The organism is Streptomyces sp. NPDC048361, assembly GCF_040651795.1.
Taxonomy (GTDB): domain Bacteria; phylum Actinomycetota; class Actinomycetes; order Streptomycetales; family Streptomycetaceae; genus Streptomyces.
In genome coordinates this window covers 1,020-13,472 of record NZ_JBEZKW010000017.1, presented here as the reverse complement: position 1 = coordinate 13,472, position 12,453 = coordinate 1,020, and the positions used below count along the sequence as shown (strand labels likewise).

Sequence of the window (12,453 nt, the reverse complement as noted above, 5' to 3'; positions counted from 1 at the left end):
CCGCTTCCCCACTGTGAGGATTCCGGTCGTGGCTCCTGGTAACGCGCTCATCCCCCAGCTGACTGGCGCATGCTCCGGGACCGCTGTGCGGCGGTATGCCTTCGATGTACCGGCCCGTACCGATGCGGTCTCGGTGGCCCGTCGCCGCAGCAGGGAGAAGCTGACCGGCTGGGGGCACCACGAGGACCTGCACGAGACCGCCTCCCTGGTGATCTCGGAGCTCGTCACCAACGCCGTCATCCACACCGCCGGCGCCCACATACTGTGCGAACTCACCGATCTGCGGCGGGCCTTGCGGATAGCGGTCAGGGACCTGGGCTGCGGCCCGGCCGGGCCGCGCCTGTGCCACTCCGGTGAGGACGAGGAACGCGGACGCGGGCTGCTGCTCGTGGACGCGGTGAGCAGCGCCTGGGGCTCGCACGACGCCCCGTACGGACTCGGCCGCATCGTGTGGGCCGAGCTGGCGCACGAGGGGCCGGGCAAGGCGGTCCTTGAGTGCTGAGAGAGATTCTTCCCTGGGGACCCCGGGGCGGGCGACAGGGCCCGCGACCCGATGGGTCCGGAACCGCCGGGCCCCGTGGCCCCGTGCGCAGTGGGGGTGTGCACGGTGTGCCCGGGCCCGGCGGCTCCGCCGCTCGGTCCGGCGGCGGGGTGCTCCTGCCGTCGATCCGGCCGGCGACGCTGGGCCGGGACGCGGTGGGGGTGCCCGCCGCACACGGTTTCCGGCTGCTGTCCCGGCTTCCGAGCTCGGGCTGTGTGTTCGCCTCCGCCGAGTGGTGGTGGTGGATCGTGCCGGCCGGCTCCGACCATGAGCTGCCCTGGCCACGCCCGGTGCGGTACGCGCCGGGCGCGGTGGTGCCGGACTCCGGCGGGCCGCGCCTGATCCACTTCCCCGAGGGCCCGACGCCCTACACCCCGCCGATCCCGCTGTACCTGGTGGTATGCCAGCTGACGGGTACCGCGCCGGCCTGGGCCTGAGGAGCAGCGGACACCGCACCCGCCCGGCGTCACTCCGTGGGCAGGCCGTCCGCCGCCTCGGCGAGGGCTTCGAGGACCGGCCGGAACAGCGGGTGCCGCTCGGCTCCTCTGCGTACCGCGGCGAACACCCTGCGGGTCGCCGCCGGGCCCGCCACGGGACGCACCACCGTGTCCTTCTGCTCCATGCCGCGCAGCGCGGAACGCGGCACGAGCGCCACTCCGGCGCCTGCTCCCGCCAGCGCCACCACCGCCCGGAAGTCGTCGGAGGAGTGCACCAACTTGGGCTGGAATCCGGCGAGTTCACAGGCGAGCAGCATGACGTCGTGGCACGGGTTGCCCGGGTAGGGGCCGATCCAGTCGTCGTCGGCGAGCGCCGAGAGCGGCACGTGCGGGTCCTGCGCGAGGGGGTGCGCGGCGTGCAGTACGGCGTCGAAGGGCTCGGCGTACAGCGGGACGCGCGAGAGCCTGCTGTCGTCCTCGCGGGGCGCGCCCCGGTACTCCACGGCGAGCGCCAGGTCCGCCTCGCCGTCCAGGACCAGCGGCAGGGCCTCGTCGCCCTCGGCGTCGCGTACGCGGACCCGGATCGCGGGGTGGCTCGCGCGCAGCCGCACGATGGCAGGGGCGAGCACCTCCGCGATGCCCGTCGCGAAGGCGGCGACGGTGACCTCTCCGGCGGCGCCGCCCGCGTAGGCGGCCAGCTCCGCCTCGGCCCGCTCCAGCTGGGCCAGGACCGCGTGGGCGTGCTCCAGGAGGATCTCGCCGGCGGCCGTGAGCCGTACGCCCTTGCCGCTGCGGGTGAGCAGGGTGTGCCCGGTCTCCTGTTCCAGGGCGGCGAGCTGCTGGGAGACGGCGGAGGGCGTCAGATACAGCGCTGCGGCCGCGGCGGTCACCGTGCGGTGCTCCGCCGCGGCGCGCAGGATGCGAAGCCGGCGGGGGTCGATCACGCAGCCATTGTCGCGCGCGCGGCAGACCCGCGACGACGCACCTGCTGCGGCCGTCGGCCGCCCGGCGTGAGGCCGGCCCCTTGGCCGCCGGGGTGTGACGTCAGCGAGGTCAGCCCTTCATGGACGCCCGCGCGTCGACGAAGGCGGCCACCGTCTTCTCGATGTCCTCGGTGGAGTGCGCGGCCGAGAGCTGGACGCGGATCCGGGCCGCGCCCATCGGGACCACCGGGTAGGAGAAGCCGATCACGTACACGCCGCGCTCCAGGAGCAGCTCGGCCATGCGGCCCGCCTCGGCCGCGTCGCCGATCATGACGGGTGCGATGGGGTGCTCGCCGGGCAGGATCTCGAAGCCCTCCTCGGTCATCCGCGTACGGAAGAGCGTGGTGTTGGCGGCGAGCTTGTCGCGCAGGTCGCCGGCGGACTCCAGGAGGTCGAGGACCTTGAGCGAGGCGGCGGCGATGACCGGGGCGAGCGAGTTGGAGAACAGGTACGGGCGGGAGCGCTGGCGCAGCAGGGCGACGATTTCGGCGCGGGCCGCGACATAGCCGCCGGACGCGCCGCCGAGCGCCTTGCCGAGGGTGCCGGTGATGATGTCGACGCGGTCGCTCACGCCGTGCAGGGCCGGGGTGCCGGCGCCGCCGGGGCCGGTGAAGCCGACGGCGTGCGAGTCGTCGACCATGACCATCGCGTCGTAGCGGTCGGCGAGGTCGCAGATGTCGCGGAGCGGTGCGATGTAGCCGTCCATGGAGAACACGCCGTCGGTGACGATCAGGCGGCGGCGCGCGCCGGACGCCTCCTTGAGCTTGGCCTCCAGGTCGGCCATGTCACGGTTGGCGTAGCGGTAGCGGGCCGCCTTGGACAGGCGGATGCCGTCGATGATCGAGGCGTGGTTGAGGGCGTCGGAGATGACCGCGTCCTCGCCGTCGAGCAGGGTTTCGAAGACGCCGCCGTTGGCGTCGAAGCAGGAGGAGTACAGGATCGTGTCCTGCTGGCCGAGGAACGCGGACAGGCGGCTCTCCAGCTCCTTGTGGACGTCCTGGGTGCCGCAGATGAAGCGGACCGAGGCCATGCCGTAGCCCCAGCGGTCCAGGGCGTCCTTGGCCGCGGCGACGACCTCGGGGTGGTCGGCGAGGCCCAGGTAGTTGTTGGCGCAGAAGTTGAGGACGTCGCCCGAGGGCACGGAGACGGAGGCGCTCTGCGGGGTGGAGATCACGCGCTCGGGCTTGAAGAGCCCGGCTTCCTTGATCTCGTCGAGGGTCTTCTGGAGGTCGTCGCGGACGTTCGCGTACATGAGGGTTCAGCTCCTTGGGCGGGCGAGCGGAAGGGAGGAAGGCGGCCCGATCGGGCGTGGGGAGGGTCGGCTGCCTCCCGGGGCAGCGGCCCGTCGGGGATTGGGGAGGGGCGGCTGCCTCCCGGGGCAGCGGCCCGTCGGGGATTGGGGAGGGGCGGCTGCCTCCCGGGGCAGCGGCCAGGGCTGCCCCGGGGGCGGCTCAGACGGTCCAGTCGAGGATGATCTTGCCGCTGCGCGCGGTGGCCGCCTCGTCGAAGGCCGCGTCGAAGTCCTGGTAGCCGTACTTGCCGGTGATCACGGGGCTGAGGTCGAGCCCGCCTTCGAGCAGCACGGTCATGGCGTACCAGGTCTCGAACATCTCACGCCCGTAGATGCCCTTGATGGTGATCATCGAGGTGACGATCTTCGCCCAGTCCACGGCGAACTCCTGGGCCGGCAGGCCGAGCATCGCGATGCGGCCGCCGTGCGTCATGTTGGCGACCATGTCGCGCATGGCCTCGGGGCGGCCCGACATCTCCAGGCCGATGTCGAAGCCCTCCTTGAGGCCGAGCCGGGCCTGGGCGTGGGCGATGTCGTGCTCGGCGACGTTCAGCGCGAGGGTGGCGCCGGCCTTGCGGGCGATGTCCAGGCGGGACTCGCTGACGTCGGTGATGACGACGTTGCGGGCGCCGGCGTGCTTGGCGACCGCCGCGGCCATGATGCCGATCGGGCCCGCGCCGGTGATCAGCACGTCCTCGCCCACCAGGGGGAACGAGAGGGCGGTGTGCACGGCGTTGCCGAACGGGTCGAAGATCGCCGCGATGTCGAGGTCGACCTTGGTGCGGTGCACCCACACGTTGGAGGCGGGCAGCGCCACGTACTCGGCGAACGCTCCGTTGCGCCCGACACCGAGGCCGATGGTGGCGCGGCACAGGTGCCGGCGCCCGGCCAGGCAGTTGCGGCACTTGCCGCAGACCAGGTGGCCCTCGCCGCTGACCAGGTCGCCGACGGCGATGTCCTGGACGTCCGCACCGATCGCGGCGACCTCGCCGACGAACTCGTGACCGAGGATCAGCGGCGTTGTGACGGCGCCCTGCGCCCAGCCGTCCCAGGAGCGGATGTGCAGGTCGGTGCCGCAGATGCCGGTGCGAAGGACCTTGATCAGCACATCGCCGGGCCCGGTCTCCGGCTCGGGTACGTCCATGAGCCACAGTCCGGGTTCGGCGTGCTGCTTGACAAGTGCCTTCATGGGCGGTGCTCCCGGCGTACGGAGAGGGGCGGCCGGCTACCGAGGGGTGGCCGGACGTGGGGCTGACCGGACGTCCCGCTCGGCGTACCGCTGGACGTACTGATCCGGCGGACCGGGCGGGCTGACGAGCCCGGCCGATCCGACTGATCACCAATCTGCCCAGCCCCGGCCCCTGCGTCCATCGAGGATTTCTTAAGCGGGGCAACAGCCGAGCTTCACGCGCGCCCCTCACGACCCTCCACGCCCCGGGTGTCACGCGTACCTCTCCAGCCGCACCTGCCTCACTAGACTCACCGGCCCTGCACGCCCCGCAGGCCCGCCGAAGGTCCTCGCCGAGCGGGCCGAGCACTCCCGCTTTTGGCTGAAACCCTTCGGTACGGATGCGCTACGCATGGACCGGCGGTCGGCCGGGGGCGGACTGGAGGCGGGGCCAAAGGCAAGCTGCACAAAGGGCCGGGGCAAGCCGGCCCGGTGGCTCGGGCCGGCCATGTGCAAGCCGGGCTGGCGGGGCCGGCCCGGTGGTGCGGCCGGCCACGCGCGGGCCGGGCTAGCGGCTCGGCACCACGCTGAGATGGGCGCGTCCGCGCCGCGCGGCGGGCGGCCCGCTCTCACGCAGGACCAGGGTCAGCCGCCGCAGCCCGAACTGCCGCAGCGTACGCGGGGATTCGACCACCAGACGGCAGCTGGTGCGGCCGCGCTCGGGGTCGGGGTGACGTACCTGGCGGACCGTGCCGTCGTGGTGCACCGCAGCCTCGCCGACCGCGGCGACCCAGTGCGGAAGGCCGAGCCGGAAGGCGGCGTCCATGATCGGGTCGTCGGCGATCTCACGCCGGATGTCCAGCAGCCCGGGAGCGCTCTCATCGTCGGCGAACGCCTCGGCGAACTGGGCCATCAGCGGCAGGCACCAGGCCGTTTCGTGCTCGGCGAGCACGCTGGCGGCCTCCGGGTGGAACAGCACGAAGCGCAGGAAGTTGTGGTCGGGCATCGCGGTGGGGTGCGGCCCGACGCCGCCGAAGAGCGCGTCGTACGCCGGGTTGGCGTGCGCCACGCCCCAGCCCGGATCGAGCACCACGGACGGGAAGGGAAGCGCGTCCGTCATCGCGAAGTAGTCGTGGACATAGGCCCTGAGCTCGGGGTCGCCCGGGAGCCCTGGGGTGTCGTTCGTTACTGCCGTCGTGTCGTCGGCGGCGCGCTCCCCCGCGGCCGTCTGCTGTCCGGGCCGCTCCGGGACCAGGGCGAACGGGCGCCCCACCACCGGGACGTGCGCTGCCGGAACCTTGGTCACCGAATCCTTCGCCACCGATTCTTCCGCCATCGAGTACGCGACTCCTCTTGCTGGCCCGCGAGTGCGGCGGCCGGCCTTCGGGCCCGCCCGGGGCTCGGAGGGCGATCTTCACACCGCGTGGCGATCCTGATACCGCCGCCACAATGATGTCAAGCATCGTGGCATTCCGGCCCCCAGAAGCTTTGATTGCGCCACAACTGTGGCAAGTTCTGGTTGTTGTTGCCGGGACCCGCTAGCCTCCGGAGCATCCACTGTTGTGCCCACCGACTCGCATGATCTAGGAGAACTACTGGTGACGGACGGCTTCTTGGTTCCGGGACCGGCAGCCACGGGCCCCCTCGCGGCCGTCATCGCCCGTGTGGCCGAGCTCGCCGGAAAGCTCGGAATGGATCATGCGGACGTCTTCGACGTCCACCGGCTCTCCGAGGCCTCGGGCGTTCCCGCCGACGTGGTGGGCGCGCTGCTCGACGGGCGCCCGGCCGGCGAACCCGATCTGCAGGCGCGCTTCCTGCAGCGGTTCGGTCTGCTGCGCAGCACCCGGCGCAAACCCAACGGCCGTCCGCACACCCAGCAGGAGATCGCCGACGGCGCGGGCATGTCGCGCCAGCAGGCGGGCGCCCTCATCAACGGCGACCGGCGTCCCACCATGGAGCACTGCGACGCGATCCAGCGCTTCTTCGGCGTCCACGCGGGGTTTCTGACCGCCGACGACACCGATGCGCTCGGCGGGGCCCTGCTCCGCACCGAGCAGGAGCTGCTCCAGCAGCTCGCGGGCCGCGAGCGCGAGGGGGCGGCGCTCGGGGCGCCGGGCGGCGACGCGCTGGAGCGGCTGCTCCAGGACCACGGGGTGCGCGGGATCGCCTGGCGGGCCGCCCAACTCCCCACCGACAAGCACCGCGACAAGGTCACCGAGTGGCTGGACATGCTCCTGGAGAGCGTCAAGCGGTCGGAGTCCTGACGTGCCCCGCACCACCCGGCCCGCGCGGGCCGACGCGCGCCCCGGCCTGCGCGGACAACGGTGTCCGTCCATTTCCGGCCTCGCGGTGATGCCGAGTTCAACGAACTCCGGCTCAATGTCGACTGGATCAATCGCGCACGGCTCGGCAGAGTGCTGGACAGGGACGGGTTGCTCGACGAAGTGCTGCTCGATGAACGGCTTGCGGGGAGAACGGTGGGCATAGGCAAGGAGATGCGCCGGCTGTGCGGCGAGCTGGTCGCGGGAATCACGATCCCCGCCCCCGCGGAGCCGACGGCGCTGTACGCCGCCCTGTGCCAGGGCATGAGCCGGCGCCGGGGCCGTCCCGTGGAGTTCCGCATGGCGGCCTTCCCGCCCGGCACCGCGAGCGGCCTCTGGCTCGACATGGCCGACCGCGACCTGGTGGTGGTGGAGGAGCGCACCGCGCCCGACCATCAACTGGTCATCCTGGGGCACGAGTTGTGGCACATGGACGCGGGGCACGGGAGCCATCACGTGGAGGGCGCGGCAGTCGCGGCCCGGCTGCTCTCCCCGGGCGCCGATGTGAACGAGACCGTACGCAAGGTGGCGGCCCGCACCCGTTCCCACCTCGCCGAGGAGACCGACGCGGAGAGTTTCGGCGTGCTGCTCGGCAGCAAATGCCGCCCCTGGCTGGCCGGTTCGGGCGTGCGCGGGCCGGTGCGCCGCGATGTGCTCGCCGGTCGCATCGAGGCTTCGCTGGGATACCGCGGGCCACAGGGCTGAGGCGTGCAGGGTTCCTCGTACTACATTCCGGCGGGGGCGATGGCCACGGCCCTCGCGTTCAAGGTGCCGTCGCTGGTGCGGTCCTGGCGCGATCCGCTGATGTGGGCCGTGTGCGCCCTGCTCGCCATGGCCGGCCTGGTGTTCTTCTTCGCCGCGCCGCCAACCATCTCGAAGGTCAACCGACTCACCGGCGTCACCAACTTCTCGGCGCCGCTGGTGTACGCGCTGCTCAGCGGCTTCAGCGGGGCCTGCCTGGTCCTGCTCGTCAACTGGCGCGGCGGGCCGCCCGAACGGACCCGGCGCGTGTCACGGCGCTGGATCGCCGGATACAGCGTGCACATCGTCGCGCTCGTGCTGCTGTTCCTGCTCGGTGACGCCCCCGTGGAGCGCTTACGGGACCTGGACACGTACTACGCCAACACCCCGTACATCCGCGAGATGATCGTGCTCTATCTGACGGGTGTCACCGTCGCCGGGGTCACGATGAACGTCCTGTGCTGGCGCTGGGCGCTGCAGGTGCACGGCTGGCTCCGCATCGGCCTGCTGATCATCATGCTCGGCTACTCCTTCAACACCGCTTACGCGATCGTCAAGTTCGCCGCAGTCTTCGCCCGGTGGGCCGGCGGGGACTGGGACGGCCTGAGCACCGACCTCGCGCCGGTCCTCGCGTCCGTCGGCGCCCAGGTCAGCGCGGTGGGGTTCTGTCTCCCGCTGGTCTGCCAACGCGTGGCGGACACCTGGCACACGTGGGCCGACTACCGCCACCTCGGTCCGCTGTGGCGCGAGTTGCGCAAGGCCGTGCCGGGCCACCCGCGTGCGGGCCGCGTCCTGTGGTGGTCGTCCGCCGAACTGTCCCTGACACGACGCGAGTCGGACATCCACGACGGGCTGCTCGCCCTGCATCCTTACTTCGACCACCAAGAGCGGGCCCGTGCCTATGCGGCGGCCGAGGGGGCCGGCTGCCGGCCGGGGCAGTCGCAGGCGGTCGCGGACGCGGCGATGGTGACGGCGGCGGTCCGGGCCCGGCTCGCCGACCCCGAAGGCAGGATGATGGATTCGGCGGCCGGTGGCGTGGCATCCAGCGACGCCGACGGTCCTCGCGACCTGATGCGGATCTCCGCCGTCCTGCGGGAGGCACCCGACACCACGGCGGCCCCCGGGCCCACCGCCGTACCAGGGAGCGACAGGCGTTGAGCAGCCCAGGCCCATCCCGGCACCGCCCCGACCGGCGCCGCGCCGTCGTCATCGGCGGGGGGACCGCGGGCATGCTCGCCGCGGCTGCTCTGAGCGAGTACGCCGACGACGTCACCGTCGTCGAACGCGACACGCTCCCCGACGGGCCGCACCCCCGCAAGGGCCTGCCGCAGGCCCGCCACGCCCATCTGCTGTGGTCCGGCGGGGCCCGCGCCATGGAGGGCCTGCTGCCCGGGCTGAGCGACCGCTGGCTGGCCGCCGGGGCCCGGCGCATCGCGCTGCCCACCGGGCTCGTCTCGCTGAACTCCCAGGGCTGGCTGCGCCGCTGGCCCGAGACGCAGTACGTGATCGCCTGCAGCCGCAACCTGCTGGACTGGGCCGTACGCGAGCAGACCACCTCCCACCGGCGGATCGGCGTGCTGGACCGCACCGAACTCCTCTCCCTGGAAGGCGGCGCCGACCGGGTGACCGGAGTGCGGGTGCGCACCGACGCGGGCCGAGAGCGCGTTCTCGGCGCCGACCTCGTGGTGGACGCCTCCGGCCGCGGCTCGCGGGCCACGCGGTGGCTGGGCGCCCTCGGAGTCGCAGAACCCCGCCGCGAGGAGGTCGACTCGGGTCTCGCGTACGCCAGTCGCATCTTCCGCGCTCCGCCGGGCGCCGAAGACTTCCCTCTGGTGAACGTGCAGGCGGACGCGGGCCTTCCGATTCCCGGCCGCACCGCGACGATCGTCCCGATCGAGGGCGAACGGTGGCTGGTCACGCTCTCAGGAACGCGCGGGGGCCGGCCCACGGGCTGCGCCGAGGAGTTCGAGGCCTTCGCCCGTTCGGTGCGCCATCCCGTCGTCGGCGAGCTCATCGGCCCGCTGCACCCCCTGACGGACGTGGTGGTGACGCGCAGCACGGTCAGCCGGCGGACCTACTTCGAGCGGGTGAGGAGCTGGCCCGAGGGCTTTGTCGTCCTGGGCGACGCCGTCGCCACCTACAACCCGGTGTACGGGCATGGGCTTTCCGTCGCGGCTCAGGGCGCCGTCGCGCTGCGCGCGCATCTGGCGGCCCGGGGGCTGACCGCGCCGGGCCTGGCGGGCGGGGTCCAGCGCGCCGTGGCCCGGCCGGTCGCTCTGGCCTGGCAGCTCGCCGTCGGGCAGGACGTCCTGTACCCGGGCGCGACCGGCCCCCGGCCGGGCCGCGCGGCCACCCTGGCGCGCCGCTACGTCGAGCGGCTCCTGCTGACCGCGGCCGGGCACCCCGGCGCCGCCAGGGCGCTCTTCGACGTGATGACGCTTTCGGCGCCGCGCACCGCGCTGGTGGCGCCGCGCGTCGTGCTGGCCGCGCTGCGTGGCCCGGCACTGCCGGAACTGACGGGCCCTCCGCTGACTGAGCGTGAACTGTCCATCGTCCGGGGACCGCAGCCCACGCCCTGACGCACCACATCAACCGCCCTGCGTGCGACCAGGTTTGGGGTGGTGGTCGCCCCGCGATTTGGGGTCGGTATCGATGCTTCCATAGGATCCGGCGATGATCACCAGAAAACGTCTGGCGGCCGGAGTGTGCGCGCTGGCCGCCACGTTCGCCACCGCCGTCCTCCCGGCCGCGGACACGGCCTCCGCCGCCGCCGGGCCCGATGGACAGACCCCGCAGGCCGCACCCAAGGTCGACCTGGTCCTCGACGTCTCCGGCTCGATGCGGACCGCGGACATCGACGGCAAGTCGCGGATGGCCGCCGCCAAGCAGGCGTTCAACGAGGTACTCGACGCCGTCCCGCCGGAGGTCCAGCTCGGCATACGGACCCTGGGCGCCACCTACCCCGGCGAGGACCGCAAGGTGGGCTGCAAGGACACCCGCGCGCTCTACCCGGTCGGCCCGCTGAACCGAACCGAGGCCAAGACCGCCGTCGCCACCCTCACGCCCACCGGCTGGACCCCGATCGGGCCGGCGCTGCAGGGCGCGGCGGCCGACCTCAAGGGCGGTGACGCCACCCGCCGGATCGTGCTCATCACCGACGGCGAGGACACCTGCCAGCCGCTGGACCCCTGTGAGGTGGCCCGCGACATCGCCGCCCAGGGCATCCACTTGACCATCGACACCCTCGGCCTGATTCCGGACGCCAAGACGCGCGCGCAGCTCACCTGCATCGCCGAGGCCACCGGCGGCACCTACACCTCGGTGCAGCACACCGATCAGCTCTCCGGCAAGGTCAAACAGTTGGTGGACCGGGCGGCCGACCCGGTCGTCGTGCCCGTCGCCACCAGCGGCACCGCGAGCTGTGAGAGCGCTCCCGAGCTCAAGCCCGGCCTCTACACGGACCGCGAGAAGTTCGCCGAGCACCGCTCGTACAAGGTGAACGTGCTGCCCGGCCAGGAGCTGCGCGCCTCCGCCAGCATCGGCATGGACCGCCCGGCCAACCCCGATTACGGCATCCTGCTGCGTGCGCTCACCGCGCACGGCCGTGAGATCGTACGCGGCTCCGAAGCCGGCGACGGCCGGACCGATCTGATCTCCACGGGCCTTCGCTACCCCAAGGCCGCAGCCGACGACGCGGACGACAAGTCGACCCCGGAGTCGGTCTGCCTCCAGGTGTCCAACTCCTTCTCGGCGGGCCCCGGCGTCAAGACCGACCCGGGGCTTCCGGTGGAGCTCGCCATCGACGTGGTGGACGGCCCCGGTCACGCCTCCGACGTGGCCTCCTTCGGTCTCGGCCGGGGCTGGTGGCTGCTCGGCGCACTCGTGCTGGCCGGGCTCGTCGCGGGCCTGGTGTGGGGCTGGATCTCGCGCTGGCGCATCGCCGTCTGGCGGACCAACTGATGCCCAACCACACCTTCCACCCCGGGAACCAACTGATGCGTACGGTAGGGAAGTTGAAGGCCACCGCGGTGGCGGGTGCGCTGGCGGGCGCGGCGCTCGTGGGTGTCGGTGTCGGCACCGCCGTCGCCGACTCGCCCTCTCCGAGTCCCTCCGCGTCGACGAGCGACGTGGCGCCCACGGAGGCGGGGACGGCGTTCCGTACGGCGGTCGCGGTGCGGCAGGGCCGGCAGGCCACGGCGTCCGCGTCCAGCGGCGACTACCTGTACTGGATGTTCCCCGCCGACGCCGGGCAGCGTCCCACCGTCACGGCCAAGGTCACGCTCCCCGAGGCGGCCTCGCGGCACGGCGCGTCCACCTGGCGCATCGACGTGTACGACGGTCTGCGCCGCCGCCAGCCGTGCATGTACGGCATGCAGTCCGTGTCCGCGGCGCAGGACGCGGCCGCCGTGGAGCTGTCCTGCACCCTGCGGCCGACCGTGGCCTGGGCCGACACCTGGTCCACCGACCCGCTGCCGGGTACGTACTACATCCGCCTGACGGCGGTCTCCCTGCCCGAGACCGACCGGGGCCTGCCGTTCAAGGCCGAGGTCGAGCCGACCGTCCTGGACACCGGCGGCGCGCACGCCGTGGACGGGAAGCTGTCGACCCCGCTCGGCGCCAAGTCCGCGGTGGAGCCGGACGGCGGCTGGGCGTCGGGCTGGTGGAGCGACCGCTGGCTGTGGACGGGAGCGGGCGGACTCCTCGCGGCGCTCGCCGGCATCGCCGGCTACAACCTGACCCGCGGCCGCGGCCGCCCTTCGCGGGTGCCGCGGGGGGCGTAAGGGGCATAGGGCCGGAGCGGTGCGGGGAGATAGGGCCAGAGCGGTGCGGGGCGGCCCTTCGAGAGCGCTCCCGGGCGCAGGACGGCCGCCCCCACGCAGGACGGCCGCCCCCACGCAGGACGGCCGCCCCCACGCAGGACGGCCGCCCCCACGCAGGACGGCCGCCCCCACGCAGGACGGCCGCCCCCAC

At 73.0% G+C, this 12,453-nt stretch carries 12 protein-coding genes; 8 read left to right on the top strand and 4 right to left on the bottom strand.

Going from position 1 to position 12,453, the window contains the following annotated elements; translation table 11 throughout:
* The first annotated feature begins 28 nt into the window (after nt 1-28).
* Both AB0D31_RS12495 and AB0D31_RS12490 read left to right on the top strand, forming a co-directional pair.
* Nucleotides 29-502, top strand: a complete 474-nt coding sequence (locus AB0D31_RS12495; protein WP_362720819.1) for an ATP-binding protein — start codon at nt 29-31, stop codon at nt 500-502.
* 149 nt (nt 503-651) lie between these two features.
* Entirely contained in the window at nt 652-978 is a 327-nt protein-coding gene (locus tag AB0D31_RS12490) for a hypothetical protein (RefSeq protein ID WP_362721097.1), read from the top strand.
* Between the two features lie 29 nt (nt 979-1,007).
* Here AB0D31_RS12490 and AB0D31_RS12485 read toward each other — a convergent pair whose 3' ends face one another.
* The 4 genes from AB0D31_RS12485 to AB0D31_RS12470 all read right to left on the bottom strand — a co-directional run bounded on the left by AB0D31_RS12485 (nt 1,008) and on the right by AB0D31_RS12470 (nt 5,756).
* A complete protein-coding gene (locus AB0D31_RS12485; RefSeq protein WP_362720816.1) occupies nt 1,008-1,922 on the bottom strand; it encodes a LysR family transcriptional regulator in 915 nt (304 codons plus the stop codon).
* Between the two features lie 109 nt (nt 1,923-2,031).
* Entirely contained in the window at nt 2,032-3,213 is a 1,182-nt protein-coding gene (locus tag AB0D31_RS12480) for a glycine C-acetyltransferase (RefSeq protein ID WP_362720813.1), read from the bottom strand.
* 199 nt (nt 3,214-3,412) lie between these two features.
* Nucleotides 3,413-4,441 carry an L-threonine 3-dehydrogenase gene (tdh, locus tag AB0D31_RS12475; RefSeq protein WP_362720810.1) on the bottom strand — a complete coding sequence of 343 codons (1,029 nt, stop codon included), beginning with the start codon at nt 4,439-4,441 and terminating at the stop codon, nt 3,413-3,415.
* A 547-nt stretch (nt 4,442-4,988) separates the two neighbouring features.
* A complete protein-coding gene (locus tag AB0D31_RS12470; protein WP_362720807.1) occupies nt 4,989-5,756 on the bottom strand; it encodes a hypothetical protein in 768 nt (255 codons plus the stop codon).
* A 262-nt stretch (nt 5,757-6,018) separates the two neighbouring features.
* Here AB0D31_RS12470 and AB0D31_RS12465 point away from each other — a divergent pair, with 262 nt between their 5' ends.
* The 6 genes from AB0D31_RS12465 to AB0D31_RS12440 all read left to right on the top strand — a co-directional run bounded on the left by AB0D31_RS12465 (nt 6,019) and on the right by AB0D31_RS12440 (nt 12,263).
* Nucleotides 6,019-6,684: a helix-turn-helix transcriptional regulator gene (locus AB0D31_RS12465; RefSeq protein ID WP_267057398.1), complete on the top strand. Its 666-nt coding sequence runs from the start codon at nt 6,019-6,021 to the stop codon at nt 6,682-6,684.
* A gap of 231 nt (nt 6,685-6,915) precedes the next feature.
* Entirely contained in the window at nt 6,916-7,446 is a 531-nt protein-coding gene (locus AB0D31_RS12460) for a toxin-antitoxin system, toxin component (protein ID WP_362721094.1), read from the top strand.
* Between the two features lie 3 nt (nt 7,447-7,449).
* Nucleotides 7,450-8,640 (top strand): MAB_1171c family putative transporter, encoded by a 1,191-nt coding sequence (locus tag AB0D31_RS12455; protein WP_362720804.1) that lies wholly within the window; start codon nt 7,450-7,452, stop codon nt 8,638-8,640.
* Nucleotides 8,637-10,061: an FAD-dependent monooxygenase gene (locus tag AB0D31_RS12450; protein ID WP_362720801.1), complete on the top strand. Its 1,425-nt coding sequence runs from the start codon at nt 8,637-8,639 to the stop codon at nt 10,059-10,061. Before AB0D31_RS12455 ends, AB0D31_RS12450 begins: the two co-directional genes overlap by 4 nt.
* A gap of 94 nt (nt 10,062-10,155) precedes the next feature.
* Complete coding sequence (locus AB0D31_RS12445; protein WP_362720798.1) at nt 10,156-11,442, top strand: VWA domain-containing protein; 1,287 nt, start codon at nt 10,156-10,158, stop codon at nt 11,440-11,442.
* Nucleotides 11,442-12,263: a hypothetical protein gene (locus AB0D31_RS12440; RefSeq protein ID WP_362720797.1), complete on the top strand. Its 822-nt coding sequence runs from the start codon at nt 11,442-11,444 to the stop codon at nt 12,261-12,263. The genes AB0D31_RS12445 and AB0D31_RS12440 overlap by 1 nt, the downstream gene beginning before the upstream one ends.
* The last annotated feature ends 190 nt before the right edge of the window (nt 12,264-12,453 follow it).